Consider the following 26,822-nt stretch of genomic DNA (forward strand, 5'->3'; position numbering starts at 1 on the left):
TCAAACTGCGTGCAGCCTACAACTATGTACTGCGATCGTCGATTCGGGCGAAGCGCCCGTTCACTCCGATGTCCGCACTATTCCGGCGCCGGTCAGGGCCACGAGCGCATCGAAATCGGTGCGGAAGATGGTGTCGTGCGTCCCGGCGGCGGCGTACAGATCGGGGTACTGGCGCAGCGATTCGTCGATCACGGTGACCAGGGGCGCCGGGTGTCCCACGGGCGAGACTCCGCCGATCACCTGACCGGTGGCGGCGGCCACGTCGTCGGGTTTGGCGCGCGCGATCCGTCCGTAGCCGAGCCGCCCGGCCAGGCCCGCGGTGTCCACCCGGTGCCGCCCGCTGGACAGGACCAGCAGGGGCGCACCGTCGGCCAGGAAGACGAGGCTGTTGGCGATGGCGCCCACCTCGCAGCCGAGGGCGGCCGCCGCCTCGGCCGCGGTGGCGGCGCCGCCGGGGACGAACCGCACGGTGTCGGGGTGTCCGGCCGCGGCGAGCGCGGTGCGCACGGTCTCGGTGCGGCGACTGAAGGGAGTCGGGTCGGCCTCGGTCATGCCGACCAGTATGCCGCGGACCTGCGGTTACGCCGCCAGGAGGGAGGCGATGAGCTGCTGCGTGCGGGCGCCGCCCACGGGGCGCAGCACCACGGCGTCGGCCACCTCGGCGGCGTAGACGTCGTCGATCAGCGACTTCAGGCCCGACGGTGTGCCCACGTAGGTCACGCCGTCGGTGGCGGCGCCGAGGCTGGCGTAGCTGGCGCGGGCCTGGGCGGCCTGCTCGTCGATCACCACGTCCACCTCGAGCGCGACCGCGCCCGGCTCCCGTCCGGCGCGCTCGGCCTCGGCGCGCAGGTAGTGCCGCTCCTTCTGGGCGAGCCGCAGATCGGCGGCGCGCACGCGCGTCAGCTCCGTGGCGGCGGGCTCGCCGTCGACGGCGATCACCAGGGCGGGGCGGGAGACGGTCGCGGTCATCGTGTTCCTCCGGGTTCTCCAGGGTTACTTCGGTTGTGCGGTCAGGTCTTCGAGAGCGCGCACCAGGCGGTGCACATCGTTCTCGCCGGTGCCGAGGCCGAGGCTGGCGCGGACGGCACCGTCGTAGCATCCCAATCGGTTAACCACGGGATGCGCGCAGAACTTCCCGTCGCGCACGCCGATCCCGTAGCGGGACGAGAGGAACTCGGCCACCTCGCGCGGGGTTCGTCCGTCCACGGTGAAGGCCACGATGCCCACGCGGTCGGTGGAATCGGCCCAGATCCGCAGCGGGCGCACGCCGTCGATCCGGTTGAGCGAGCCCAGCAGCAGGTCGGTGAGGTAGTGCTCGTGTCGCGCGATCTCGGCCTCGCCGAGCTCGGCGATCGCCTCGCAGGCGGCGCCGATCGCGACCGCGCCCAGCACGTTCGGCGAGCCGGCCTCGTGCCGCGCGGGGCCGGTGTGCCAGGCCACCTCGACGGACTTCGCGACCGGAGTGCCGATCACCTCGTAGCTGGCGCCGCCGCCGCAGCGGTAGGGCTCGGCCTCGTCGAACCAGTCGGCCCGGCCCACGAGCACGCCCGAGCCGAAGGGGGCGTACAGCTTGTGTCCGGAGAAGGCGAGGTAGTCGATGCCGCTGTCCCGGAGCGAGATCCGACGGTGCGGCACCAGCTGGGCGCCGTCCACGGCGATCCGGGCGCCGTGCCGGTGGGCGAGGGCGGCGAGGCGGCGGATGGGCAGCACCTCACCGGTCACGTTGGAGGCACCGGTCACGCTGAGCAGCGCGGCCGGGCGGCGGGACAGTTCGGCCTCGACGGCCGCGAGCGTGCCCTCGATCGACAGCGGCGCGGAGACCACGCGGGCGCCGATCCGCTTCCAGGGCAGCAGGTTCGCGTGGTGCTCGCAGTCGAGCACCACCACCTCGCCGGGAACACAGGCGGCCAGCAGGTTGAGCGAGTCGGTGGTGTTGCCGGTGAAGATCACATGGTCGTCCGCGCGGGCGCCGATGAACTCGGCCACGATGTCGCGGGCGGCCTCGTAGCGGGCGGTGGAGCGCTGCGAGAGGTAGCCGGCGCCGCGGTGCACGCTGGCGTACTCGGCGAGCGCCCGCTGCACCGCCTCCTGCACCGGGAGCAGGGCCGGAGCACTGGCGGCGTAGTCGAAGTTGGCGTAGCGCACGGTGGCGCCGTCGGCGAGCGGGACGAACTCGTCGGCCCCTGTGACCTGGGCGATCGGCCCGAAGGCGAGCGGATCGGCGGCGCGCGCGGGGCGGCGGGTGGGGGCGAGGCAGGCGGTCCGGTCGAGGATCGTGGTCATCGTGAAACATCCTTCGTGTCAAGGACTCGTCGCCCGATGAGCCCGACACGTGCCGGGAAACGACGAATCCGCGCTTGCCGCGCTCGTTCGGCGCGGCCAGGTCGTCACCCGGAGCACCCCACCGCGGTGGAGGGTTGCCGACCAGCGAGCCGGGGCTTCGCGCTGGCACTCATGACCTGACGCAAGAATGCACTGCGCGCCCGGGCCTCGTCAAGGCTGGAATCACGGCGCGCGAAAACCTGCGTGAGGCATCTCACCTTTTCTGGAATCATTCCAATTAACCGCGTAGGGTCGGTTCCACCGGGTGAACAGCCCGTCGAGATCCATTCCCCACCAAGGAGGTAACGATGTCGAACCCCATCACCAGCACCCTGTCCCCCGAGGCCCAGAAGGTGGCAGGCGATGCCCTGCAGGGCTCCCTCGTCGACCTGATCGACCTCGGCCTGATCGCCAAGCAGGCCCACTGGAACGTGGTCGGCTCGCAGTTCCGGTCCGTGCATCTGCAGCTCGATGAGCTGGTCACCGATTCCCGGACCTTCGTCGACGAGGTGGCCGAGCGTGCCGCAGCGATCGGCGTGAGCCCCGACGGCCGCGCGGAGACCGTGGCCAAGACCGCCTCGACCGTCGGTTTCGAGGGCGGCTGGCAGCAGGACGGCACCGTGGTCGCGAAGATCGTGCAGAACCTGGCCGCCGTGGTGACCGCGCTGCGCGCACGGATCGAGGCCACCGAATCGGCCGATCCGGTCACCCAGGACCTGTTGATCTCCATCACCGCGCGTCTGGAGCAGCTGCACTGGATGTGGCAGGCCCAGCAGGCCTGACGGCGTAGATTCGGCACATGACGCAGTGGCATTACCTGATGGACATGGACGGCGTGCTGATCCATGAGGATCATCTGATCCCCGGAGCGGACGCCTTCCTCGCGGAGCTCACCGCGAATGACACCCCGTACATGGTGCTGACCAACAACTCGATCCGCACGCCGCGCGATCTGCGCGCCCGGCTGCTGGCGACGGGAGTGGACATCCCGGAGCGCAGGATCTGGACGTCGGCGCTGGCCACTGCCAAGTTCCTGCAGGAACAGCGGCCGGGCGGCAGCGCCTACGTGGTGGGCGAATCGGGCCTGACCACCGCGCTGCACGAGGTGGGCTACGTGCTCACCGAGAACGATCCCGACTACGTGGTGCTCGGGGAGACCCGCAACTACTCCTTCGAGGCGATCACCACCGCCATCCGGCTGATCGAGCGCGGGGCGCGGTTCATCGCCACGAACCCCGACCCGACGGGGCCGTCCAAGGAGGGCTCACTGCCCGCCACCGGCGCGGTGGCCGCGCTGATCCGCGAGGCCACCGGCCGGTCGCCGTACTACGTGGGCAAGCCGAACTCGCTGATGATGCGGTCGGCGCTGCGGGCGCTCGGGGCGCACTCCGAGGACACCCTGATGATCGGGGACCGGATGGACACCGACATCGTCTGCGGCCTGGAGGCCGGCTTGCACACGATCCTCGTGCTCACCGGGATCTCCACCCCCGAGTCGGTCCCGCTGTTCCCCTACCGTGCCACCCGCGTCATCGATTCCGTCGCGGATCTCGTGGGGAGCACGGAGAACCCGTTCCCGGCCTGACCGACGTCACTGTCCCTTCACGTTGACGATCTGCCGCAGTACCGCGCGCACCGTCACCAGGTCGGTGGCATCGGCCATCACCCGGTCGATCGGCTTGTACGCCTGCGGGATCTCGTCGATGAAGTCGGCGCTGTCGCGGAACTCGATGCCCACCATGGCCTCCCGCAACTGCTCGTGCGTGAACGCCTTACGCGCGGCCGACCGGGAGTACTCCCTGCCTGCGCCGTGCGGCGAGCTGTTCAACGACGGGGCGTATCCCTTGCCCTCGACGATGTACGACGCGGTGCCCATCGAGCCCGGGATGAGGCCGAGCTTGCCCTCGGTGGCCTCGATGGCACCCTTCCTCGATACCCACACCTCCTTGCCGAAGTGCTTCTCGCGCTTGGTGAAGTTGTGGTGGCAGTTGATCCGCTCGGCCTCGACCACGGGTGTGCCCACCCACTCGCCGAGCTGCCGGATCACCCGGTCCATCATCTCCTCACGGTTGAGCAGCGCGAAGTGCTGCGCCCACTTCAGTTCGGCGATGTACCTGCGGAACTCCGGCGTTCCCTCCACGAGGTAGGCCAGATCCGGGTCGGGCAGCTCGATCCACCACTGCTTGCAGAGGTGGGTCGCCACGGCGATGTGGTGCTGGGCGATCTTGTTGCCCACGCCACGCGATCCCGAGTGCAGGAAGGCCCAGACGGTGTCGTCCTCATCGAGGCTGATCTCGATGAAGTGATTACCTCCGCCCAGGGTGCCGAGCTGCAGCGCCCAGTTCCCCGCGTACGTGGCGGGATCGAACTCGGCGCGCTCGGCCAACGCCGTGAGCTCCGCGATGCGCGGCTCCGCGGTGGCTACGACCTTCTTGTTGTAGCGCCCCGGCGACAGCGGGATCGCCCGCTCGATCGCCTCACGGATCACTGAACGATCCTGGGGCAGATCGGTCTTCGTGAACTGGGTGCGGACCGCGATCATGCCGCAGCCGATGTCGACGCCGACCGCCGCGGGGATCACGGCGCCCAGGCTCGGGATCACCGATCCGACGGTGGCCCCCTTACCGAGGTGGGCATCCGGCATCAAGGCGACGTGCGGGTAGATGAACGGCAGCCTCGCCGTGGTGATGGCCTGCTCGCGGGTCTTCTCGTCCAGGATGGACGCCCACGAGACCAGGGACTTGTTGATCTTCTCCATGTCTTTCTCGTCTCGGTGTGGTTGGTCACCGGTCCGAGCGACCCTGCGTCTCACGCATGGCACCGGGCCGGCGGTGGAGCGACGGCCCGGGTTTGCCGCAGGTTATGCGGGCACGCCGAACCGGCGGCAGTAGCACTGACGCAGTTCGGGGAGATGACGCATAACCATACTGTGCACAGTAGCGAACCGAATGATGCCAGTCCACAGGATTTCTCAGCCGCGATCGGCGGCCCGAGACCCACGGTGTGCGACGAGCGCGCCGAAAGCTACGACACCCGCGATCACGGACATCAGGATGAAGGCGACGCGGTAGCTGGCCGCATCGTCGAGAATCGACGTCGTGGCAGCGACGAGGGCCGACAGCCCCAGTCCGCCGCCGACTTGTTTGGCGCAGTTCATTATTCCGGACGCGACTCCCTCAGTTCCGGCCGGAGCGCCCGCTACCGCCAGTTTCGTCAGCGGCAAGGTGAACAGCCCCGCACCGGCAGCGATGAAGACCGCGGGAACGAAGACCGCGCCGAGGTAGGTGTCTCCGGGCGCAAGGCGGCTCTGGAGAAGAAATCCGAAGGCCACCGAGGTGGCGCCGACCGCGATCAGCACGGGCGGGGGCAGGTGCCGCATCAGCACGGGCGTCGCCCGGAGACCGACTGCGAGTTGGATCAGCGTGTGCGGCACGAACCCCATGCCGGCCTGGAGCGCCGTGTACCCGAGAACACCCTGCATCTGCAGGCTGAGAAATAGCCACATCGGTACCAGCGCGGCGCCGGAGAGCAGCACCCCGGCGTTGCCCCAACGAAACTGGCGCGCCGCGAGGACGCTGCGCGGGAGCAGCGGGTGCGCCGATCGCCGATCACACAGAAGGAACGCGCCGAGCAGCATCGCGCCCACTCCCGCGGCGACGCCGGCAGCCACGAGGTCCCGCTGACCCGCCGCGCTCACGGCGTAGGCGGTCGCGAGGAGGCCGCCGGTCGCGAGGGCAGCGGGCGCACCGTCGAGCCTGGGGCGCGAGCGCGCCGTTCTGGTGGGCAGCGCCCGCGACGCGAGAAGGAAGGCGACGATGCCCAGCGGCACGTTGACCAACAGGGTCGCGCGCCAACCGGCGAGCTCGGTGAGCAGTCCGCCACAGACATTGCCCGCGGTACCGCCCGCGACGCTCGTCGCGCTCCACCAGGCCATCGCGGTCGTCCGCTCCGCGTCGTCGACGAAGACGGACGTGATCGTCGCTAGAGCTGCAGGAGCGAGCACCGCCGCCGCCGATCCCTGGAGAGCACGGCCGGCGAGCAGAATCTCGGCGGAAGGGGCGGCGCCCGCCACGAGGCTCGCCGCCGCGAACGCCCCACTGCCCGCCAGGAATGCCGCCCGAACGCCCAGAACGTCGGACAGGCGGCCACCCACCAGCAGGAGCCCCGCGTACGGCAACAGATATGCGGTCACCACCCATTGCTGCCCCACCGCGGTCAGACCGAGTTCATCGCGCACCGTCGGTAGGGCGACGTTGACGACGGACACGTCCAGCGTGATCGATAGCTGCGCGAGGCAGGCTGCGACGAGGACCTGGCCGCGCATCATCACCCCTACCTGAGTCACGTGTATCAAGACAATGTGATACAAACGTATCAACAAGGAGGTGCCGATGCCACGCACCGTCGACCACGACGAGCGGCGCGCGCAATTGGCCGATGCTCTGGCCCGCGTCGCGGCGCGAGACGGCCTGCACGCCGTCTCGATGCGGGCGGTCGCCGCAGAGGCAGGGACGTCACTTCGGCTCGTGCAGTACTACTTTGAGAACAAGCGGCAGCTGTTGATCGGCGCGATGCGGCAGCTGGAGGAGCGCTCGAACGCCCGCTGGCAGGCGCGGCTGGCGAGGGCAACGGATCCGCGAGCAAGGTTGCGCGCCTTCATCGCCGAGGCGCTGCCCACCGATTCCGATAGCATCGACTTCTACCGGGTGAGTGCCGCCTTCGGCGAGATGGCGACGACCGACCCCGAGCTCGCGGCAGAGCCGCTCGCGGGTGGAATCGCGCGACTGCGGTCCGCCGTGCTCGAGGCCTTCCGGGCCGCCGATCTCGCACCGGACGCGGTCCCGGAACACGAAACCGACGCCCTCATCTCCCTCTGCAACGGTCTTAGCACCGCCGTCCTCATCGGCCACCACACCGCCGACGCGGCCATCGCCATCGCGGAGTATCACATCGACCGCGCGTTCGGTTGATCTCGGCGGTCACGAGCATCCCAGGGCCGCAGCCAGTTCGCGCGACGGCAGATGTTTCTTAAAGCCCGTGGTCCCAAGGCGAGCGCCAATCCACGAAGAGTTCGGACACCCGATCCCGTTCCACCGGTGTCGGCAGGATGAGATCCGAGCCGCCGTCGTAGGGGTGGAGGACCCAGGTGACCTCCGAGCCCGTCACTATGACGTCGACGGCGCGCTCGTCAGCAGCAGCGCGAAACAGCTCCCGTAAGGCAGGTGCTTCGCGATGGACACGGTGCACGTACAGGTGTACCCAAGCCTGTTCTTCGTGCTCGTCCTCGCCTTCCGACACGCTGCGCCAATAGCGCGGACGTGGAAGTAACCCGGCGAGCACAGAATTGCGCCGGACGGGACGCTGCGACCTCGAGAACGAGAACGAGCACGTCACCACCGTCAGGATCTGTTCGTTGCCACGCAGCTCATCGAGGATGGCGAAGTAGCGCCGCAGCAGCTCCATGTACTCGGCCTCCGATTCCGCATAGCGCTTGCTCTCCGGAAGACTGTGCAGCCGCACCCACTTGCTGCGGTCCACGTAGCGCAGGTCGATCGCCCGCAAAGGGGTCCCACCGAACCTCCTCGTCCACGCACCGTCGAACTCGGCGAGCTCTGCCACCGTCGGCCGCCGAACCCAGTCCACATCACGGTTCGACGGCACGCGCTCCGCGCGCGGTCGCGAGTCCGGAGCCTCAGATGATTGCATGGCCCGCACGGTAGGCAGTTCGGCCGCTCAACGCCACCGAATTGATCGAACGCACTCGGGGGCGCGCGAGGTGTCAGTGAAATCACTTGGATAAGTTGAGGTTTCAACTCGAAAACTTGTCAGTGGGTGGTCGTAGAGTTCGAGTATGGAAGCGGAAGACATCACCTCTGGCACACCGAGCGACGTGATCGCCGAGCTCGGCGAGTTGGAGCGGTTGCGCGCGCGGGTGGCATTCGATCAGTACCGATTGATCGCCGCGCTGCTGCGGCAGCGGGTATGTGAGCGGATCGCCGCCGGGGTTCCCCAGGAACGCTGGGAGGCGGGAATCGCCTCCGAAGTAGCGCTGGCGTTGCACATCTCGCCGAATCGGGCCACCACTATGGTGTCGCGGGCGAAGGCACTGGAGAAGGATCTGCGCGAGACCTACGGCCGGCTGCGAGATGGAGCCGTCTCGCCGGAGGCGGTCGAGGTCATCGTAGCCGGAGTCTCCCATCTGGAGCCGCGGCTGAAAGCAGCGGCTGATGCCGAACTGTGCGGGGAGAGCTTCGCCGCATCCGGTCTGGGGCTCAAGCGACTACACGACACGGTGCGGCAGACTGCGTATCAGCTCGACGCGCGGGCCACGGTAGACCGCGTCGCGCTGGCTGCCAAAGATCGCCGCGTCACCATCCGGCCGGCACCGGATTGCATGGCGCGGGTATCGGTCCTGCTTCCGGTCGCGCAGGCCGTCGGGCTGTACGCGTCTCTGAAGACCGCTGCAGACAGTCTGTTCGGCGCCCCCGGGGAGCCGCGGAATCGGGCGCAGATCATGGCCGATACCGCGTTCGCCCGGATCACCGGCCGCGACAGCGCCGAGGGCCAGCCGGTCACCGTCAACCTCACGATGCCCGCAACCGTGCTCTTCGGCGATGCGAAGGGCACCGCACACCTCGCCGGCGGCGGCACGCTCCCCGCGGAGATCGCACGCCACCTGATCGGCGCAGCAACCGCGAACTCGATCGCGTGGGTCAAACGCCTCTACGTGCAGCCGGAGTCGGGTGCCGTGGTCGCGTTGGATTCCCGGTCCCGACTGTTCCCGGCCGGGCTCGCCGAGGTGATCGCCGCACGAGATCGATACTGCCGCACCCCGTACTGCGATGCTCCGATCGCACATACAGACCACATCGTCCCGCACGCCAAGGGCGGCGCCACGAGCCTGGACAACGGTCAGGGGCTCTGCGCGGCGTGCAACTACGCCAAGGAAGCCGGCGGTTGGTCCAGCCGCACCGTCGCCGATCCGACCGGGCGGCACACCGTCGAAACCCGCACCCCGACCGGGCATCTGCACCGATCCACCGCACCACCGAACGCGGCGTAGGTCCTCGGGCATACGCTGGCGAGGTGACCCAGCTCCTCGAAGTGATCGCCCTCGACGCCGCGGATGCCGTGGCGACGCAGGAGGGTGGAGCCGACCGGGTGGAGCTGGTCTCAGACATGGCTGCCGACGGGCTCAGCCCCACACCCCGCACCGTCTCCGAAGTCCGCGGAGCCGTCGATATCCCGATCCGTGTGATGATCCGGCGAACCAACGGCTTCGCAGCAGGCGACGTCGATGAACTGCTGCGGCGCGCGGACACGCTGCGGGACGCGGGGGCCGAGGAGTTCGTGTTCGGCTTCCTCACCCCCGATGGCGATCCGGACCTTCCGGCGATCGAGCGGATCGTGCACGAGCTCCACGGTGCGCCCTGGACCTTCCACCGCGCCATCGATCACTGCGCGGACCGCGCGGCGCTCCGCGCAGCCGTCGCTGAGCTGCCTGGACTCGACGGGTTCCTCACCGCGGGTGCCACCGCCGGCGTCGATGACGGGATCGCCACGCTCGTCGCGGAAGCGCAAGGACCGCAACGAATCCTGGCCGGCGGCGGCCTGCGGATCGATCATCTCCCGCGCCTGCAGGCGGCAGGCATCGACGCCTTTCACATCGGCAGCGGAGCACGCCCGAACGGCTGGGGCTCCCCCGTGTCGGCGACAGCGGTGCGACTGTGGCGGGACGCGATCGACGGCTGACGCGGCAGCTACTCCCCGCCATCAGACTCAGCCCAGCGCGCGATCCAGATCCGCGATCAGATCGTCCACGTTCTCCAGGCCCACGGACAGCCGCAGCATCGAATCGGTGAGGCCGATCTTCGCCCGGCCCTCCGGTCCCGTGGCCCGATGGGTTGTGGTGGCGGGGTGAGTGATCAGCGATTTCGCATCGCCGAAGTTGTTGGAGATGTCGATCACCTGCAACCGGTTGAGGAACTGGAAGGCCCTGTCCTTACCCACCAGATCGCCATCCGCGAGCTCCAGCGTGATCACCGTGCCACCGGCCTTCATCTGCCGCTTCGCCAATTCGTACTGCGGATGCGAGGGCAGGAACGGGTAGATCACCTTCGACACGCGCGGATCGGCGTCGAGGAACTCGGCCACCTTCTGCGCGTTGCCGCTGATCCGCTCGGCCCGCAGGTCCAGCGTCTCCAACGCCTTCACCAGCACCCAGGCGTTGAACGGCGCCATGGCCGGACCGGTGTGCCGCATGAGCTGCTTGACCGGACCGTCGATGTAGTCGAAGGTGCCGAGGATCGCACCGCCCATCACGCGGCCCTGCCCGTCCATCGACTTGGTGGACGAGTGCACGATCACGTCCGCGCCCAGACCGAAGCAGTCCTGGTACCCGACGGGGGTGAATCCGGCGTCGAGCACCACCTGGGCGCCCGCGGCGTGCGCGAGGTCGGAGACGGCGCGCACATCGACCAGGCCCTGCATCGGGTTCGCCGGGGTCTCGAAGAAGACCGCCTGCGCCGGCTTGGCGAGCGCGGCCTCCCACTGCGCGAGGTCCTCCCCGTCCACGAACTCGGTCTCGATCCCCCAGCGCGGCAGGATCTCGTTGCACACCACGTAGCAGGAACCGAACAGCGAGCGGGCGGCCACGAGCCGGTCACCCGCCTGCAGCAGCGCGCCGAGTGCGGTGAACACCGCCGACATGCCGGACGCGGTGGCGAAGCACGCCTCCGCGCCTTCGAGCAGGCGCAGCCGCTCCTGGAACATCGCCACCGTCGGGTTGCCGTAGCGGGAGTACACGAACCGGTCGATGTCGCCGTTGAACGCGGCCTCCGCGGCCTCGGCGCTCTCGTACGTGTAGCCCGAGTTCAGGTACAGCGCCTCGGAGGTCTCCTCGTAGTTGCTGCGCAGCAACCCGCCGCGCACGCCGAGAGTCTCGGACCGGACACCGTCGGGGAGGTGGTTGAACTCCATGACCGAAGTCTAGAACTGCCGCCAGGGAAGGCCCTCGGCCCGCCAGCCCACGGCGCCGCGATGACCCTGCGCGTCCAGCCCGCCCTCGAAGCCGTCGAGCACGTTGAAGGCGTTGTGCACACCGGCCGCAGTGGCGGCCTCGGCGGCACCGATGGAGCGGTGGCCGGACCGGCACAGGAAGGCGACCGGCGCATCGTCGGTCACGCCTTTACGACGGAGCTCGTCGACGAAGGTGGGGTTGAGCGCCCCGTCCGGGTAGGTCTGCCATTCGACCAGCACGACGGCGCGCCGCAGCTCAGTGAGATCGGGGATGCCGACGTAGTTCCACTCGGCCTCGGTGCGGCAGTCGACGAGAACGGCGTTCGGGTCGTCCTGCAGCAGTTTCCAGGCCTGGCCCGGCGTGATGTCTCCCGCGTAGCTCACGAGCACTTCTTCCACTTGTCGTCCTCGCGGACGAACTTCGCCTGCTCGGTCTTCTCCGGAATCTTGCTGTACTTGATCACCAGATCGGCCGTGGCGTTATCGCCGTTGACCTGCACGTTCTTGATCCCGTTCTCGTCCAGGACGGCGTCGCCCTCACGCTCGACGGCGGCCTTACGGGCGTCGGCGAAGCCGGCCTCCTGCGGGAAATCGGCCGCGGCTCGATCCTTGGCGCAGGTATTGGCGACGAGGTCGGCGTAGCGGCCGTGGTTGAGGGCGCCGTAGTACTGCCCGACGGTCTGGGCGATCTGCCCGGAATCGGGGACCCGCTGCTCGGAGGGGCGGACGATGTTCCAGCTCAGGATGCCACCGATGGCGATCACCGCGATGATCAGCGCGATCAGGAAGGGTTTGGCGGTGGTGCCCCGCTCATCGGCCTGGTCGGGGGTGTCCTTGTCTGCGGTCACGGAAGCCTCTACCCTCTGCTACTAGAACACGTTCCAGTGGCCCGACCGGGGTGGGATGTGCCACCCGAACTAGGAACGGCCTATTAGTCCGCACTAACCTAGTGGGGACAGGACCACTGGTTTGCAGACAAAGGTAGCCGACTCTCTATGACCGAACAGAACCGCCCGCTGCGGGTAGCGATCGTGGGTGCTGGCCCCGCCGGCATCTACGCGGCCGACGCACTCATGAAGTCCGACGAGGCCAAGGACCCCGGCGTCAGCATCGACCTCTTCGAGAAGATGCCCGCCCCGTTCGGCCTGATCCGCTACGGCGTCGCCCCCGATCACCCGCGCATCAAGGGCATCATCACCGCCCTGCACAAGGTGCTCGACAAGCCGCAGGTGCGCCTGCTCGGCAACCTCGACTTCGGCAAGGACTTCTCCCTCGCCGAGGTGCGCAAGCACTACGACGCGGTGATCTTCTCCACCGGTGCCGTGGCCGACCGCAACCTCGACATCCCCGGCATCGACCTGGACGGCAGCTACGGCGCCGCCGAGTTCGTGGCCTGGTACGACGGCCACCCGGACTTCGCGCGTGAGTGGCCGCTGGAGGCCGAGAAGGTCGCCGTCCTCGGCGTCGGCAACGTGGGCCTCGACGTGGCCCGCGTGCTGGCCAAGACGGCCGACGAGCTGCTGCCGACCGAGATCCCGCCGAACGTCTACGAGGGCCTCAAGGTCAACAAGGCCAAGGAGGTGCACGTCTTCGGTCGCCGCGGTCCGGCGCAGGTGAAGTTCACCCCGCTCGAGCTCAAGGAGCTCGATCACTCGCAGACCATCGAGGTGGTCGTGAGCCCCGAGGACATCGAGTACGACGAGGGCTCGGCGAAGGCCCGCCGCGAGTCGAAGATCACCGATCAGGTGGCCGTGATCCTCGAGAACTACGCGATCCGCGAGCCCAACAACCGCCCGCACAAGCTGTTCATCCACCTCTTCGAGTCGCCGGTCGAGATCCTCGGCGAGGACGGCAAGGTCACCGGCCTGCGCACCGAGCGCACCGAGCTGGACGGCACGGGCAACGTCAAGGGCACCGGCAAGTTCACCGACTGGGAGCTGGGCGCCGTGTACCGCGCGGTGGGTTACCTCTCGAACGACCTGCCGGAGATTCCCTTCGACGATCAGGCCGGCGTGATCCCGAACGAGGCCGGCCGCGTCATCGACGCAGGTCAGCACATTCCCGGCGTGTACACCACCGGCTGGATCAAGCGCGGTCCCGTGGGCCTGATCGGCCACACCAAGGGCGACGCCAACGAGACCATCGCCTGCCTGCTGGAGGACTTCCACGCCGGCAAGCTGAACCAGCCCGCCGACCCCTCGCTGGAGGGCGTCACCGACTGGCTCGACGAGCACGAGACGCCGTACACCACCTGGGACGGCTGGTACCGCCTCGATGAGCACGAGCGCAGCCTGGGCGAGGCCGAGGGCCGCGAGCGCGTGAAGGTCGTCGAGCGCGACGACATGCTCGCCGCTTCGGAGCCGAGCAAGGTCCAGCCGAGCTAGTCTCCGACCTCACGACGACGGTGCCGCCGTCCCGATCATTCGGGGCGGCGGCACTTTTCGCTCACGATGATTCTAATTCAGACCCGCTGGCTCACTGCCATGTGAAACCGAAGGGCCCGTGCGTGCACGTGAGGAGGCCGCCGACTCCGACCTTCTGCGCGCCCACGACGGTGCACTTCTGCCCCTCGCGGGGAACACCGCTCGCCCTCGGCTCCCACTTGCCCGCGGCGCTGCACCGCAGGCGCGGCGCGGTCTCGCCGAAGGAGCAGGACTTGCCCTCGCGCGGCGGCGAGTAGTCGGGCTTCCACTGCCCGGATCGGCACTCGTAGCCGGGCTTGGTCTCGAACATGCGGCATTCATCGGTGCCGTACGGGCTGCGCACCGGATCGGCCGAGGCCGCGACCGGGCTCATCGCCAGCGCGGCCAGCGCCGCTCCCACCAGTCCGGACATGCGCAGAGTTCGCGATGCCATGGGTCCCCTCCCCTTGTTTCGAATGTCACAACAATAAGGGATGTCGCCGGGCCCCGGGGCCGTCTCCCACCGACGAAAGAACACCGGCGCGGGCCGCGATGTCGCGGTCCGCGCCGGTGTCGTCGTTCGGCGTCGAGGAGCCTGGTCAGAAGGCGCCGACGGGCACCGTTGCGTCGACGGTGATCACCTCGCGCACCTCCGGCGAGGAGACGAGCTGAGGCGCGGGGGCTCCGGCGGTCACCAGACGGAGGCCACCGCCCTGGGCCAGGGCGTCGCGAAGGCTCCAGTAGAAGGTCATCCGGGGAACGTCGCGCGGGGCTTCCTTCGCGGTACCGCCGCTGACGAGCCCGAGCGCGGCACCGTCGGACAGGCGCACCAGCGGGCCGCCACTGTCGCCGGGCGCACCGTCGATATCGGTGCGGATCTGCGTGGGCGACACGCCCTTCACCACGCCGCAGCGCCAGCCCGAGGTCACGCCCTGCTGGCACACGCGATCACCCACGCAGGCATCGCCGACGCGCGTCGGCCGCACCGGGCCGCGATTGGCGGTGCTCTTGGTCTGCGGAGCGAGGTCGATGACCGCCCAGTCGGGAGCACCGAGGTCCTCGGGGAGGACGTATCCCTCGGGGTTCTTCCGTGCCGGCGGGTTCGACGACTGCGCGACGGTGCCGACTCGCACCAGGGCATCGGGGCGGCCCGGAACCGGCGCACCGACCGCCTGGCCCCGCTTACCGCAGTGCCCCGCGGTCAACCCCACGCGGCGCCCGTCCGGGCGCTCGGCGATGAAACCCAGGGTGCACGTCGACGCGAGTACCCGGCCGTCCGCGCTGCGCTCCTGCACGACGCCGATCTCCGATCCCGGCCCCACCACCGGTGCCGCGACCCGCACCGGGCCGGGAGCGGGTGCCGCCATCGCCGACGGTGCCGCAACACCGCCGACCATCGCTGCCACTGCCACCGACGTGGCGATTACGCGCCCAACCCGAACCATTCCGACCCCATCCTCCAAATTGTTAATTGCCAGCAACAAACCTAGGTGGCGACCTCCGTCCGCGACAAGTCGCGACGCGCCATTGTGACGTTACCGTCACTATTTGCATGAGCATTCGGCCTCGCTCACCGGCGTGAACGGTTAGTCGCTCACGGCGCGTCCGCGCTAGCCCAATCCCACACCGGCCACAGCGACCGGCCGAGCGCGGCACCGCGAGGGCTCAGCTCGTACTGCTTATCGGCGAGCTTGAGGGCGATCCCCTTCTCGACCAGCAGGGCCAGGCGTGCGGCCAGCACACTGGAACTGCAATTGCCCATGCGCCTGCGCAATTCGAGGAATCCGAGCGCGCCGGGTTCGAGCTCCCAGACGATCCTCAGCACCCAGCGCTGCCCCAAGAGCTCCATCGCAGCGAGCACGTCGGGATCGGATTCCTCCCGCCGTTGCGGCACCACATCGCGAACTGACACCTCCCGAGCCTACTTGCGCTTCTGAATTCGAAGCGCCATGCTATCGACAGTTCTTTTTTAGAAGCATGGAGGTATCCGATGGCAGCCAAGGTGGTCGTGGTGACCGGAGCATCCCGTGGCGTAGGCGCTGAGACGGCCGTCGCCCTCGGCACGCGCGGCTACGACGTGATGGTCAACTACCGCGAGAAGGTCAAGCGCGCCGAGAAGGTGTGCGAGCTGGTCGCCGAGGCCGGCGGGCGAGCACTCGCGGTGGGTGCCGATGCCACCGCACCAGACGGGCCCACCCGGCTGGTCGACGCCACGATCGCCGAGTTCGGGCGTCTGGACGCGATGGTCCTCAACGCCTCGGGCGGCCTCGAGATAGGTGCGCAGGACGACTACGCAATGCGCCTGAACCGCGATGCCCAGGTGGCACTCGCCCGCGCCGCTGTCACCCGCATGCGCCCCGGCGGACGGATCGTCTTCGTGACCAGCCATCAGGCGCACTTCTCCGAATCACACCTCCCTCCAAAGGAGTACCAAGAGATCGCGGCGAGCAAACTCGCGGGCGAGCGAGCCCTGCGCGCACTGATCCCCGAGTTCGACGCAGCCGGTATCGCGCTGCACGTGGTCTCCGGCGACATGATCGACGGGACGATCATCGTGCGATTGCTGGAACGCCGAAATCCCGCCGCCGTCGACGAACGCCGGGCACACGGCCCACTGCCCACCGTCACCGAGTTCGCGGCGGCCATCGCCGGCGCGGTCGAGAGCACCGCACCGTCGGGGCACACCACATACCTCGGCGGCGCAGACCTGGTCGACTACTCCGACCGAAAGAGTTAGGGTAGGCTCAGCTGCATGGGTAGAGGGGTGACCGGCCTGATCCTCAAAGCGATGCGGGCCGACGACTACGTGTTCACCGTGCTCTCGACCGAGAAGGTCAACGAGCACTATCGGCGGATCCGTTTCGACGGCGGCGACTTCCTGACCGAGAACCCGTGGTTCCCGACCATGTGGGTGCGCCTTTGGATCCCGAAGAGCGGCGAGGCCACCACCGACGAGGACGACGGCACCCTCGTACAGCGCGGCTACACGATCATCGATCCGCAGGGCAGCGAGTTCACGATCGAGTTCGCGATCCACGACGGTCCCGCCCCGCGCTGGGCCGGTGACGCGGCGCCCGGCGACCGGATCGCCGCCACCATGATGGGGGCCGATCTGACGGTGCCGGAATCGCCGGCCCCGTCGGAGTTCGTGCTGGTGGGAGACGCCGCCTCGATACCGGCGATCAACTCGCTGCTCAGCACCGCGAAGGCGCCGTGCCGGGTGTTCCTCGAATACCAGCACGACGCCGAGCGCGAACTGCCGGTGCACACGGAGAACGTGACCTGGGTGCCACGCGAGAGCCGCGGCGCCACCCTCGTCTCCACCGTCACGAAGGCATCGATCGCTGCGGACGCGTTCCTGTTCGTCGCAGCGGAGACCAAGGCGACCCGGGAGATCACCAGGGCCGCCAAGAAGGACTTCGGCCTCCCCAAGGAGCGGATCAAGTCTCAGGCCTACTGGTTGCAGCGGGGCTGACCGAAACCGGTTGACACCGAACCCCACCCCGTCGTTACCCTGACGGGCATGGGAGCCTCAGCAGCAGTTGTGGATCGCGGCCGCGCCTAGCGCGGTGAAGCGTCCACACCGAATTCACTTCACCGCCTCAGCATTTCCGCTGGGCGGCGATCTGCGCTGCCCGGGTCACATCGAACCCGGAGATTCTCCATGCCCACCCATCGTGGCGGCCGGCACGAGCACGGCCAGAACTTCCTCACCGATCGCCCCACCATCGCGGGCGTCGTCGACCTCGTCGCCGGGACCGACGGACCGATCCTCGAGATCGGCCCCGGCGCCGGCGCCCTGACGCTCCCCCTGGCCCGGCTGGGCCGCCCGCTCACCGCGGTCGAGATCGACGAGCGACACGTGCGGTCGCTCCAGCCAAAAGTCCCCGACGCCACAGTGGTTCACGGTGACTTCCTGCGATACCGCATCCCCGATCACCCCCTCGCGGTGGTCGGCAACCTCCCCTTCCACCTGACCACGGCGATCCTGCGCACACTGCTGCACGCACCGCACTGGACCGATGCCGTACTCATCACCCAGTGGGAGGTCGCCCGCCGGCGCGCCGGAGTCGGTGGCACCACACTGATGACCGCGCAGTGGTCACCGTGGTACGAATTCCGGTTGATCCGAAGGATTCCCGCATCGTCGTTCACTCCCCGCCCCAGCGTGGACGCGGGCCTCCTCACGATCACGCGACGACCCTCGCCCCTGCTGCCCTGGCGGGATCGCAGTGCCTACGCCGGTTTCGCGCACGCCGTCTTCACCGGCCGGGGCCACGGCCTCGCAGCCGTACTCGGCGGGGTGGCTCGGCACCGTCGTACCGAGGCTCGGCGCTGGGTGGCCGCCCAGAAGTTCCGCGGCACACCGCTTCCCCGCGATCTCGACGCCGACCAATGGGTCGACGCCTTCACGAGATTCGGCTGAGGCCTAGCCGTCCTGCGGTCGCTGCGGGGCGAGCCCCATCGACGTGGGCGGATTGTGGTCGTACTCCTCCGTACCGGGATCGGTGTTCGGCGCCTCGGCGGCGGACGGCCGGGTCACCGGCTGGCGACGCGCGGGCTGGATCGGCCGGGGCTGTGCCGGACGGCGGTTCGCGACGGGGTGCATCGCCGTCGGGCCGGGGGCGTCACCGGGCGTTCCACCGGCCGGCGGCGCCACGCGGCCGGCGCCCGGCGGCACCACGGGCGACGCAGCCGTCGGCGGAGCAGGCGGCACCACCGGCGACGCAGCCGTCGGCGGAGCAGGCGGCACCACCGGCGACGCAGCCGTCGGCGGAGCAGGCGGCACCACCGGCGACGCAGCCGTCGGCGGAGCGGGCGGTGCTGCGGGCGGTGCTGCGGGCGGTGCTGCGGGCGGTGCTGCCGGGAGCGGCGACGCGGGCGCCGCCGGACGCTGCGTCGGGATCGCGCGCGTCGACATGTCCTCCTGCACCTGCGGGCGCTGGACGGGCACGGCGACCGTGGCCGGCGCACCCGGATCGACCGGGTCGGCGCTGTCGACCACGTTCACGCGGTTCGCGGCCTCCTGGGCGTTCGCCCGCGCCAGCTCAACGGTGTCGGCGGTCGCGACCACCACACCGAGGCGGCGCTTGGCGTACCCCTCGGGCTTGCCGAACAGCCGGATGTCGGTCTCCGGCACATCCAGTGCGCGGGCCACGTTGTCGAAGGCCACCGACGAGCTGTCCTTGGAGCCGTAGATCACCGCGGAGGCCGCCGGGGACATCAGCGAGGAGTCGACGGGCAGGCCCAGCACGGCGCGGGCGTGCAGCTCGAACTCGGAGAGCCGCTGCGAACCCAGCGTCACCAGACCGGTGTCGTGCGGTCGCGGCGAGACCTCCGAGAAGTACACGTCGTCACCCTTGACGAACAGCTCGACGCCGAACACGCCCCGTCCGCCCGCGCCACCGTCGCCGAGCGCCGTGGTGATCCGCCCGGCCACCGAGGTCGCCGCGTCGTAGGCGGCCTGGCTCATCGGCTGCGGCTGCCACGACTCCACGTAGTCGCCGCCCTGCTGGCGATGCCCGATCGGCTCGCAGAACCGGGTGATCACCTTGCCGCGCTCGGCGTCGAAGACGCGCACGGTGAGAAGCGTGATCTCGTAGTCGAAGTCGACGAATCCCTCCACGATCACCCGCTCGTTGCGGACCCGGCCGCCGGTCACCGCCGCCTCCCAGGCGGCCTCGACCTCGTCGGGCGTGCGGACCACCGTCTGCCCCTTGCCCGAGCTGGACATCACCGGCTTCACCACGCACGGGAAGCCCACCTCGCGCGCTCCGGCGCGCAGTTCCTCGACCGTGGACGCGAAGGCGTACGGCGAACAGGGCAGGCCCTGCTCCTCCGCGGCCAGCTTGCGGATGCCCTCGCGGTCCATCGTCAGCGAGACGGCCCGCGCGGTGGGGATCACCTCGGCGACGCCCTCCTCTTCGACCGCGATCAGCGCATCGGTGGCGAGCGCCTCGATCTCGGGGACCACGTACCGCGGCTTCTCCTCGTCGATCACACGGCGCACCTCGGCGGCGTCGGTCATGTCGATCACGTGGCTGCGGTGCGCCACTTGCATCGCGGGCGCGTCCGCGTACCGGTCGACGGCGATCGTCTCCACCCCGAGGCGCTGGAAGGCGATCACCACCTCCTTGCCCAGCTCACCGGACCCGAGCAGCAGCACCTTCGTCGCTCCGGGCGTCAGGGCGGTGCCGATCCTGGGGTTTCCGCCGGTCTCGGTGAGGTTCGTCATGGGGACCATCATGGCAAACCGACCCGCCCGGAAGCACGCCGCAGATCCGTCGCCGCGCGTTCGCCCCGTTGTTCCACGGAGAAACGGCCACCCGCGCTGGGCGGCGGCACGACCTTCTCCATATCCTTCGTGGTGATGATCCTCCAGCTGGTCTGGGTGATCCGCGTGATGCCGGAGACCACGGGCGTCCCGCTCGAAGAGATGGAGGCCGCGGTGGGCGTCGACGACGACGCTCCGCAGGCCGCGAAGGGACACTGATATGACCGACCGGACCCTGTGCCTCGGCGAGGCCCTCGTCGACGTCGTGCTGCGCGAGGGCACCGAGCCCGCCGAGCACGTGGGCGGCAGCCTGTTCAACGTGGCCTGCGGCCTGTCGACGCTGGGCGACCCGGCCTCGATCCTGTCCTGGTGGGGCCGCGACGAACGCGGCGCGCGGATCACCGACGCCGCCACCCGCGCGGGGGTCGAGATCGTTCCGGGCACCGACGGTGCGCCGGCCACCCCGCTCGCGTACGCGCACCTCGACGCCGAGGGCCGGGCCACCTACGAGTTCGACCTCGGCTGGCAGGTGCCGCCGGTGGGCGGGCTCGAGCGGTACGGGCACCTGCACACGGGCAGCTTCGCGGCCACGCTCGCGCCCGGGGCCGACGGTGTGCGCGACATCGCCGCCCGCATCCGCGACCACGCCACGATCTCCTACGACCCGAACATCCGGCCCGCGCTCATGGGAACGCCCGAGGCGGTGCTGCCGCGGATCACCGAGCTGATCGGCCTCGCGGACGTGGTGAAGGCCAGCGATGAGGACATCGCCTGGCTGCACCCCGGTGAGCCGGTCGAGGACGTGATGCGCCGTTGGATCGCCGCCGGTCCGGCACTGGTGGTGGTGACCCGCGGGCCGTGGGGCGCCTACGCCCTGCTCGCCGGGAACCGGGACATGCTGCACGTGGACCAGCTGACCGTCGAGGTCGCGGACACCGTGGGTGCCGGTGACTCGTTCATGGCCGGACTCGTCTCGGGCCTGCTGGAGGCCGGCTACCTGGGATCGCGGTACGCCGCCCGGCGACTGCGGTCCGCGCAGTGGAGCGACGTCCAGCCCGCGCTGCACCGCGCGGTGATCACGTCCGCGCTCACGGTGAGCCGAGCGGGCGCCCATGCACCGTCGCGGGACGAGGTCGAGGTCGTCCGCGCGGGGGACCCCACCCTGCGCTGACGCCGGGATATCGCCGACGTATCGAAAAACGCATACGCCCCGGCAACACCCGGCCTCGTTGACTGGGTGCATGACCCAGTCGACGATCGCTCCGATCGCGGTCCGTGCACCGCGCCCCACCGGCATCACCGTCTACGGCTGCGTGGACGACGAGGCCGCCCTGTTCCGCACGGCCGCTCCCCGGTGGGGAGTGCCCCTCATCATCACCGAGATGCCCCTGTCGGAGGAGAACGTCCTCCTGGCCTTCGGGCGGCGCGCCATCAGCGTGGGCCACCGCACCCCGGTGCCGAATCCCGTTCTGCTGGCGCTGAGCCGGATCGGCGTGCGGTACGTCTCCACCCGCAGCGCCGGCTTCGACCACATCGATGTGGACTACGCCGCCGGCATCGGGATCACGGTGGGCAACGTCGACTACTCGCCCGACAGCGTGGCCGACTACACCCTGATGCTCATGCTCATGGCGATCCGCGATGCCAAGGCGATGGTGCGGCGCACCGATTCCCACGACTACCGGCTCAGCGGACGCCGCGGCCGGGAGCTGCGGGATCTGACCGTCGGCGTGGTGGGCGCGGGCCGCATCGGCGGCGCCGTCCTCGACCGGCTCACCGGCTTCGGGTGCCGGACCCTGACCTCCGACATCCGGGCCCACGACGGCCACGTCGATCTCGATCATCTCCTCGCGCAGAGCGATATCGTCACGCTGCACACCCCGCTCACCCTGGAGACCCACCACCTGTTGGACGCCGAGCGCATCGGGCGGATGAAGCCGGGCGCCATCGTGATCAACACCGGCCGCGGCGCACTGATCGATACCGATGCCCTCGTCGACGCGTTGGAGAGCGGCCGTCTCGGCGGCGCCGGTCTGGACGTGATCGAGGGTGAGCACGGCATCTTCTACTCCGACCGCCGCGAGCACCCCGTCGAGAACTCCGCGCTGCTGCGTCTGCAGCACCTGCCGAACGCCGTGATCAGCCCGCACACCGCCTACTTCACCGATCACGCGCTCCGCGACACGGTGGAGAACAGCCTGATCAACTGCGTCAACTTCGAGAAGCGGGAGATCGCATGAGCAGGACCAGGATCGGCATCGTCTTCGGCGGAATGTCCGAGGAGCACCCCGTCTCGGTGAAGTCCGCGCGCGAGGTGGCGCAGCATCTCGATCCGGCCCGCTACGAGCCCTTCTGGATCGGGATCACCCGTGACGGGGCCTGGCGGCTGTGTTCCGGACCCGACGAGGGCTGGGACGGAGCGGATTCGGTGCCGGTACTGCTGTCCCCCGACCGCGGCGATCACGGACTCCTCGTGCGCGCCGGCGACGGCTTCCGGAGCATCCGGCTCGATGTGCTGCTGCCCGTGCTGCACGGACGGTACGGCGAAGACGGTGCGGTGCAGGGCCTGTTCGAGCTGTCCGGCGTGCCCTACGTGGGATGTGATGTGCAGAGCTCCGCCGTCTGCATGGACAAGTCGCTCGCCTACGTGGTCGCCGCGAGCGCCGGGATCCCGACGCCGGAGTTCTGGACGGTGACCGACGAGCGGCCCACACCGCGATCACTGCCCATCCCGGCGTTCGTCAAGCCCGCCCGATCGGGATCATCGTTCGGCGTCACCAAGGTGACCAGCGCCGACGACCTGCCCGGGGCGATCGCCACCGCCCGGGAGTACGACCCGAAGGTGCTCATCGAGGCCGCCGTCACCGGCAGCGAGGTGGGCTGCGCCGTACTGGGCGATGACCGCGGCCTCACCGTCGGCGAGGTGGACCACATCGCCCTCTCGCACGGCTTCTTCCGCATCCACCAGGAGGACTCCCCCGAGACCGGATCCGAGAACTCGACCCCGATCGTGCCCGCCGACATCCCCGCCGAATCGCGGGCGCTGGTGCAGCAGACCGCGATCGCCGTGTACCGCGCGCTGGGCTGCCGGGGCCTGGCACGAGTGGACCTGTTCCTGCGGCCCGACGGTGCGGTGGTCCTCAACGAGGTGAACACCCTGCCGGGACTCACCTCGTACAGCCGCTATCCGCGGATGATGGCGGCCGCCGGCATTCCCCTCTCCGATGTCATCGACCGGCTCGTCTCCCTCGCCCGCACAGGAGGTGCACGATGAACACCGATTTCGTCTTCGTCGACGAGTACGTCCCCGGAATCCGCTGGGACGCCAAATACGCCACGTGGGACAACTTCACCGGCACACCGGTGGACGGCTACCTGGCGAACCGGATCGTGGGCACCCGCGCCCTCTGCGCGGCCCTGCGGACCGCGCAGGAGCACGCCCAGGAGCACGGCTTCGGCCTGCTGCTGTGGGACGGGTACCGGCCCCAGCGGGCCGTCGACCACTTCGTGCGGTGGTCGCGGCAGCCCGAGACCGGGCGCACCAAGGCCCGGCACTACCCGAACATCGACAAGCGCGGCATGTTCGACGGGGGCTACGTGGCGGAGCGTTCGGGGCACAGCCGCGGTAGCACCGTGGATCTCACGCTGTACCACCGTGACACCGGCGAGCTCGCCGATATGGGTGGCGGCCACGATCTGATGGATGCGCTCTCGCACCACGAGGCCCCCGGCGTCCCACCGGAGGCGGCGGCCAACCGCCGCCGCCTGTGCGCGGTCATGGAGGACGCCGGATTCCTGCGGTACCCCAGCGAGTGGTGGCACTACACGCTGCGCGACGAGCCCTTCCCGAACACGTACTTCGACTTCCCGATCACGGTCTCCGTGGGACACCGCGCGGCATGACCCCGGAGGCTCCACCCCGGATCGTGGTGGCGGGCGGCCACTCGGCCGGGCACATCGAACCCGCGATGAACCTCGCCGACGCGATCCGCCGGCGGGAACCCGCGGCCGCGATCACCGCCCTCGGCACCGTTCGGGGACTCGACACCGCGTTGATCCCGGCACGCGGGTATCCGCTCGCACTGATTGCGCCGGTACCGCTTCCACGCTCGCTCGGCGTCGAGCTGCTCCGCACCCCGGGCAGGCTCGCGGCGGCGGTCCGCGCGGCCGGTGCGGTGCTCGACCGCACCGGTGCAGAGGTCGCGGTGGGCTTCGGCGGCTACGTCGCCCTCCCGGCGTACCTCGCGGCCCGCCGCCGTGGCATCCCGATCCTGGTGCACGAGGCGAATGCGTTCCCCGGCATCGCGAACCGGATCGGCGCCCGACTGACGGACCGCGTCTTCACCGCGGTCCCCGGCGTGCGGCTGCCGCACGCCACCGTGCTCGGTATCCCATTGCGACCGGAGATCGCAGCGCTGAACCGCGGCGCGGTGCGCGCGGCGGCACGAGGGCGGTTCGGGCTCCGCGCGGACGGCCCCGTCCTCCTGGTGACCGGCGGCTCCCAGGGCGCCGAGACGATCAACGCGGCCGCCTCCGCCGCGGCGCCGGCGCTCCTGCGTGCGGGGGTGCAGGTCCTGCACATCACCGGCCCCGGCCGCGACGTGCCGCCGTCCGGTCCCGGATACGTCGCCGTGCCCTACGTCGACGCGATGCGATACGCCTACGCCGCAGCCGATCTCGCGATCTGCCGCGCCGGCGCGATGACCTGCGCCGAGCTCGCCGCCGTGGGCCTGCCCGCGGCCTACGTCCCGCTCCCGCTCCGCGGCGGCGAGCAGTGGCGCAACGCCGAACCGGCCGTCGCGGCCGGTGGCGGGGTGGTGATCGACGATGCCGCGCTCGATGCGGCATGGATCGAACGGACGCTCGTCCCCCTCCTGCTCGCGCCGGACCGCATCGCGGCGATGGCCGACCGCGCCGCCTCCGTCGGTGCGGCGGACGCGGGCGATCTCCTGGCGGTGCGGGCGCTCGACGCGGTCAGGGCGCGGCGGGCAGGCGCACCACGACCCGGAGGCCACCGTCGGGCCGGGGCGTGAGGGCGAGCGCACCGTCGTGCGCACGGACGATGCGGTCCACGATCGCGAGGCCGAGCCCGACTCCGGCGTGGTCGCCGCTGATCCGGCCGGTGCCGCGCTGGAAGGGCTCGGTGAGGGTGGCCACCACCTGCGGGCTGAGCGGCGGGCCGGTGTTCTCCACCGTGAGGATCGCGCTGCCGGAGTCGGTGCGGGTGTCGACCCGCACGCTGCCGCCCCCGGGGAGGTTGTGCACGATCGCGTTGTGCACGAGGTTCGTGGCCACCTGCTGGATCAGCGCCGGGGAGCCGGCGGTGGGGGTGATGTCGCCGGATGCTTCCAGGCCCACGCCGCGGCTCTCCGCGAGTGGGAGCAGGGTCTCGACGGCCTCCTCCGCGATGAGCGACAGGTCGACCGGTTCGCGGGCGAAGGAGCGGCGGTCGGCGCGGCTGAGCATCAGCAGCGCCTCGGTGAGGTCGATGGCGCGGGTGTTCACGAAGTGGAGCCGCTCGACCAGCTCGTCGTCCTCGCGCTTCGGATCGCTGCGGGCCACCTCGAGCAGGGTCTGCGTGATGGCGAGCGGAGTGCGCAGCTCGTGCGAGGCGTTGGCGGCGAAGCGCTGCTGCTCGGCCATGTGCGCCTCCAGTTGCGCGAGCATCGCATCGAAACTGTCCGCCAGTTCCCGGAATTCGTCGTCGCGGCCCTCCAGCTGGATCCGGTGCGCGAGCGAGCCGTCCGCGGCGAGCCGCGTGGCGTGCGTGATCCGGGTGAGCGGCGCCAGCATGCGGCCGGCCAGGAGCCACCCGCCGATCAGACCGAAGACCAGCAGGAAGCCCAGCATCAGGAAGGCCTTGGGCGCGAACGCGGTCTGCAGGTCGGCGCGATTCGGGATCCCCATCAGCTGCGGGCCCGCGCCCGAGCCCGGTTCCCGGGGCCCGGGATACGGGACCGCGATCACCTCGGGCACGTAGCGCAGCAGGAACACCCACACCACGGCCAGCAGCAGCCCGCCGGCCACCATGAGGAAGGCCGCATAGCTGAGCGTGAGCTTGAGGCGGACGCTGAGCCCGGGCCGCCTAGGCATCGGCGACCCCGCCGGTGTCGATGCGGTAGCCCACGCCCGGCACCGTGGCCACGATGCCCGGTTCCCCGAGGCGTTTCCGCAACGCCGACACCGTGATCCGCACGGCATTGGTGAACGGGTCGGCGTTCTCGTCCCAGGCCCGCTCCAGCAGTTCCTCTGCGCTGATCACGCCGCCCTCCGCGGCGACCAGCACTTCGAGGACCGCGAACTGCTTGCGCGTGAGGGCCACGTACCTGCCGTCGCGGTACACCTCGCGGCGGAACGGGTCCAGCCGCAGCCCCGCCAGTTCCCGCACCGGCGGGCGGCTGTGCGCCCGGCGGCGATCGAGGGCGCGCAGCCGCAGCACCAGCTCCCGCAGTTCGAAGGGTTTGGTCAGGTAGTCGTCGGCACCCAGCTCGAAGCCGGACTCCTTATCGTCGAGCCGGTCGGCGGCGGTGAGCATGAGGATCGGCATACCCGTGCCGGACGCCACGATGCTCGCCGCGATCTCGTCGCCCGACGGTCCGGGGATGTCCCGGTCCAGCACCGCGATGTCGTAGGAGTTCACGCCCAGCAACTCCAGCGCGGTATCGCCGTCCCCGGCGATGTCGGCGGCGATCGCCTCCAAGCGGAGGCCGTCGCGCACCGCCTCCGCCAGATACAGCTCGTCTTCGACGACCAGGACACGCATGACCCCATGCTACGAGCCGCCACCTATCGCGGGCGTATCGATT

General features: G+C 69.9%; 30 protein-coding genes and 1 riboswitch. Of the genes, 15 read left to right on the forward strand and 15 right to left on the reverse strand.

Annotated features, from left to right (window positions below; all coding sequences use genetic code 11):
* Nucleotides 1–60: 60 nt before the first annotated feature.
* Genes TTY48_RS06455 through TTY48_RS06465 form a run of 3 tightly spaced genes read right to left on the reverse strand, consistent with a single transcriptional unit; the run spans nt 61 to nt 2,283 of the window.
* Nucleotides 61–552 (reverse strand): YbaK/EbsC family protein, encoded by a 492-nt coding sequence (locus tag TTY48_RS06455; RefSeq protein WP_220656709.1) that lies wholly within the window; start codon nt 550–552, stop codon nt 61–63.
* 27 nt (nt 553–579) lie between these two features.
* Nucleotides 580–969 carry a hypothetical protein gene (locus tag TTY48_RS06460; protein WP_220656710.1) on the reverse strand — a complete coding sequence of 130 codons (390 nt, stop codon included), beginning with the start codon at nt 967–969 and terminating at the stop codon, nt 580–582.
* A gap of 24 nt (nt 970–993) precedes the next feature.
* A complete protein-coding gene (locus TTY48_RS06465) occupies nt 994–2,283 on the reverse strand; it encodes an aminotransferase class V-fold PLP-dependent enzyme (protein ID WP_220656711.1) in 1,290 nt (429 codons plus the stop codon).
* Between the two features lie 65 nt (nt 2,284–2,348).
* Nucleotides 2,349–2,460: riboswitch (SAM riboswitch) on the reverse strand.
* A 170-nt stretch (nt 2,461–2,630) separates the two neighbouring features.
* On the opposite strand from TTY48_RS06465, the gene TTY48_RS06470 reads away from it, so the two are divergent.
* On the forward strand, nt 2,631–3,104 hold the full coding sequence (locus TTY48_RS06470; RefSeq protein WP_220656712.1) for a Dps family protein: 474 nt from the start codon (nt 2,631–2,633) through the stop codon (nt 3,102–3,104).
* A gap of 17 nt (nt 3,105–3,121) precedes the next feature.
* Nucleotides 3,122–3,907, forward strand: coding sequence for an HAD-IIA family hydrolase (locus TTY48_RS06475; protein ID WP_220656713.1), 786 nt, complete (start codon nt 3,122–3,124; stop codon nt 3,905–3,907).
* 6 nt (nt 3,908–3,913) lie between these two features.
* On the opposite strand, the gene TTY48_RS06480 is transcribed toward TTY48_RS06475, so the two are convergent.
* Together TTY48_RS06480 and TTY48_RS06485 are read right to left on the reverse strand one after the other, a co-directional pair.
* Complete coding sequence (locus TTY48_RS06480; RefSeq protein ID WP_220656714.1) at nt 3,914–5,080, reverse strand: RtcB family protein; 1,167 nt, start codon at nt 5,078–5,080, stop codon at nt 3,914–3,916.
* A 213-nt stretch (nt 5,081–5,293) separates the two neighbouring features.
* A complete protein-coding gene (locus tag TTY48_RS06485) occupies nt 5,294–6,646 on the reverse strand; it encodes an MFS transporter (RefSeq protein WP_220656715.1) in 1,353 nt (450 codons plus the stop codon).
* Nucleotides 6,647–6,713: 67 nt separating this feature from the next.
* Here TTY48_RS06485 and TTY48_RS06490 point away from each other — a divergent pair, with 67 nt between their 5' ends.
* Complete coding sequence (locus TTY48_RS06490) at nt 6,714–7,292, forward strand: TetR/AcrR family transcriptional regulator (RefSeq protein ID WP_220656716.1); 579 nt, start codon at nt 6,714–6,716, stop codon at nt 7,290–7,292.
* Between the two features lie 58 nt (nt 7,293–7,350).
* Here the strand turns inward: TTY48_RS06490 and TTY48_RS06495 are convergent, their stop codons facing one another.
* Nucleotides 7,351–8,028 carry a hypothetical protein gene (locus TTY48_RS06495; RefSeq protein ID WP_220656717.1) on the reverse strand — a complete coding sequence of 226 codons (678 nt, stop codon included), beginning with the start codon at nt 8,026–8,028 and terminating at the stop codon, nt 7,351–7,353.
* A 145-nt stretch (nt 8,029–8,173) separates the two neighbouring features.
* On the opposite strand from TTY48_RS06495, the gene TTY48_RS06500 reads away from it, so the two are divergent.
* Both TTY48_RS06500 and TTY48_RS06505 read left to right on the forward strand, forming a co-directional pair.
* Nucleotides 8,174–9,385, forward strand: coding sequence for an HNH endonuclease signature motif containing protein (locus TTY48_RS06500; RefSeq protein ID WP_220656718.1), 1,212 nt, complete (start codon nt 8,174–8,176; stop codon nt 9,383–9,385).
* 23 nt (nt 9,386–9,408) lie between these two features.
* Nucleotides 9,409–10,074 carry a copper homeostasis protein CutC gene (locus tag TTY48_RS06505; RefSeq protein ID WP_255585540.1) on the forward strand — a complete coding sequence of 222 codons (666 nt, stop codon included), beginning with the start codon at nt 9,409–9,411 and terminating at the stop codon, nt 10,072–10,074.
* A 27-nt stretch (nt 10,075–10,101) separates the two neighbouring features.
* Here the strand turns inward: TTY48_RS06505 and TTY48_RS06510 are convergent, their stop codons facing one another.
* From TTY48_RS06510 to TTY48_RS06520, 3 genes are read right to left on the reverse strand one after another with little or no spacing between them, the layout of a single operon-like run.
* On the reverse strand, nt 10,102–11,301 hold the full coding sequence (locus TTY48_RS06510) for an O-succinylhomoserine sulfhydrylase (RefSeq protein ID WP_220656719.1): 1,200 nt from the start codon (nt 11,299–11,301) through the stop codon (nt 10,102–10,104).
* A 9-nt stretch (nt 11,302–11,310) separates the two neighbouring features.
* Nucleotides 11,311–11,724, reverse strand: a complete 414-nt coding sequence (locus TTY48_RS06515; RefSeq protein ID WP_220656720.1) for a rhodanese-like domain-containing protein — start codon at nt 11,722–11,724, stop codon at nt 11,311–11,313.
* Nucleotides 11,721–12,188, reverse strand: coding sequence for a hypothetical protein (locus TTY48_RS06520; protein ID WP_220656721.1), 468 nt, complete (start codon nt 12,186–12,188; stop codon nt 11,721–11,723). Before TTY48_RS06520 ends, TTY48_RS06515 begins: the two co-directional genes overlap by 4 nt.
* A gap of 147 nt (nt 12,189–12,335) precedes the next feature.
* Between TTY48_RS06520 and TTY48_RS06525 the strand changes: the two genes are divergently transcribed.
* Nucleotides 12,336–13,724 (forward strand): FAD-dependent oxidoreductase, encoded by a 1,389-nt coding sequence (locus TTY48_RS06525; RefSeq protein WP_220656722.1) that lies wholly within the window; start codon nt 12,336–12,338, stop codon nt 13,722–13,724.
* Between the two features lie 91 nt (nt 13,725–13,815).
* Here the strand turns inward: TTY48_RS06525 and TTY48_RS06530 are convergent, their stop codons facing one another.
* The 3 genes from TTY48_RS06530 to TTY48_RS06540 form a co-directional block, all read right to left on the reverse strand.
* On the reverse strand, nt 13,816–14,196 hold the full coding sequence (locus tag TTY48_RS06530; protein ID WP_220656723.1) for a hypothetical protein: 381 nt from the start codon (nt 14,194–14,196) through the stop codon (nt 13,816–13,818).
* A gap of 145 nt (nt 14,197–14,341) precedes the next feature.
* A complete protein-coding gene (locus tag TTY48_RS06535; protein ID WP_255585541.1) occupies nt 14,342–15,154 on the reverse strand; it encodes a S1 family peptidase in 813 nt (270 codons plus the stop codon).
* A gap of 182 nt (nt 15,155–15,336) precedes the next feature.
* Nucleotides 15,337–15,654 (reverse strand): helix-turn-helix domain-containing protein, encoded by a 318-nt coding sequence (locus tag TTY48_RS06540; protein ID WP_308443055.1) that lies wholly within the window; start codon nt 15,652–15,654, stop codon nt 15,337–15,339.
* A gap of 78 nt (nt 15,655–15,732) precedes the next feature.
* On the opposite strand from TTY48_RS06540, the gene TTY48_RS06545 reads away from it, so the two are divergent.
* From TTY48_RS06545 to erm, 3 genes are all read left to right on the forward strand, one after another.
* The gene (locus TTY48_RS06545; protein WP_220656724.1) at nt 15,733–16,479 is read left to right on the forward strand and encodes an SDR family oxidoreductase; all 747 of its coding nucleotides are present in this window, start codon (nt 15,733–15,735) and stop codon (nt 16,477–16,479) included.
* A gap of 15 nt (nt 16,480–16,494) precedes the next feature.
* The gene (locus tag TTY48_RS06550) at nt 16,495–17,217 is read left to right on the forward strand and encodes a siderophore-interacting protein (protein WP_220656725.1); all 723 of its coding nucleotides are present in this window, start codon (nt 16,495–16,497) and stop codon (nt 17,215–17,217) included.
* 189 nt (nt 17,218–17,406) lie between these two features.
* Nucleotides 17,407–18,168 (forward strand): 23S ribosomal RNA methyltransferase Erm, encoded by a 762-nt coding sequence (gene erm / locus TTY48_RS06555; RefSeq protein WP_220656726.1) that lies wholly within the window; start codon nt 17,407–17,409, stop codon nt 18,166–18,168.
* 3 nt (nt 18,169–18,171) lie between these two features.
* Here the strand turns inward: erm and purT are convergent, their stop codons facing one another.
* Nucleotides 18,172–19,977 (reverse strand): formate-dependent phosphoribosylglycinamide formyltransferase, encoded by a 1,806-nt coding sequence (gene purT / locus TTY48_RS06560; protein ID WP_255585542.1) that lies wholly within the window; start codon nt 19,975–19,977, stop codon nt 18,172–18,174.
* A 135-nt stretch (nt 19,978–20,112) separates the two neighbouring features.
* Here purT and TTY48_RS21250 point away from each other — a divergent pair, with 135 nt between their 5' ends.
* The 6 genes from TTY48_RS21250 to TTY48_RS06585 all read left to right on the forward strand — a co-directional run bounded on the left by TTY48_RS21250 (nt 20,113) and on the right by TTY48_RS06585 (nt 25,049).
* Nucleotides 20,113–20,235 carry a hypothetical protein gene (locus TTY48_RS21250; protein WP_255585543.1) on the forward strand — a complete coding sequence of 41 codons (123 nt, stop codon included), beginning with the start codon at nt 20,113–20,115 and terminating at the stop codon, nt 20,233–20,235.
* 1 nt (nt 20,236) lies between these two features.
* Nucleotides 20,237–21,187 (forward strand): PfkB family carbohydrate kinase, encoded by a 951-nt coding sequence (locus TTY48_RS06565; protein ID WP_220656728.1) that lies wholly within the window; start codon nt 20,237–20,239, stop codon nt 21,185–21,187.
* 70 nt (nt 21,188–21,257) lie between these two features.
* Nucleotides 21,258–22,256, forward strand: coding sequence for a D-isomer specific 2-hydroxyacid dehydrogenase family protein (locus TTY48_RS06570; RefSeq protein WP_220656729.1), 999 nt, complete (start codon nt 21,258–21,260; stop codon nt 22,254–22,256).
* Nucleotides 22,253–23,290, forward strand: coding sequence for a D-alanine--(R)-lactate ligase (gene vanA, locus TTY48_RS06575; protein ID WP_220656730.1), 1,038 nt, complete (start codon nt 22,253–22,255; stop codon nt 23,288–23,290). The genes TTY48_RS06570 and vanA overlap by 4 nt, the downstream gene beginning before the upstream one ends.
* Nucleotides 23,287–23,919 carry a D-Ala-D-Ala dipeptidase VanX gene (vanX, locus tag TTY48_RS06580; protein ID WP_220656731.1) on the forward strand — a complete coding sequence of 211 codons (633 nt, stop codon included), beginning with the start codon at nt 23,287–23,289 and terminating at the stop codon, nt 23,917–23,919. The genes vanA and vanX overlap by 4 nt, the downstream gene beginning before the upstream one ends.
* A complete protein-coding gene (locus tag TTY48_RS06585; protein ID WP_220656732.1) occupies nt 23,916–25,049 on the forward strand; it encodes a glycosyltransferase in 1,134 nt (377 codons plus the stop codon). Before vanX ends, TTY48_RS06585 begins: the two co-directional genes overlap by 4 nt.
* Here TTY48_RS06585 and TTY48_RS06590 read toward each other — a convergent pair.
* Complete coding sequence (locus tag TTY48_RS06590) at nt 24,991–26,109, reverse strand: HAMP domain-containing sensor histidine kinase (RefSeq protein ID WP_220656733.1); 1,119 nt, start codon at nt 26,107–26,109, stop codon at nt 24,991–24,993. The genes TTY48_RS06585 and TTY48_RS06590 overlap by 59 nt on opposite strands.
* Nucleotides 26,102–26,779, reverse strand: a complete 678-nt coding sequence (locus TTY48_RS06595; RefSeq protein ID WP_220656734.1) for a response regulator transcription factor — start codon at nt 26,777–26,779, stop codon at nt 26,102–26,104. Before TTY48_RS06595 ends, TTY48_RS06590 begins: the two co-directional genes overlap by 8 nt.
* Between the last annotated feature and the right edge of the window lie 43 nt (nt 26,780–26,822).

It is taken from the genome of Tsukamurella sp. TY48 (genome assembly GCF_019656655.1).
Classification (GTDB): Bacteria; Actinomycetota; Actinomycetes; order Mycobacteriales; family Mycobacteriaceae; genus Tsukamurella; species Tsukamurella strandjordii.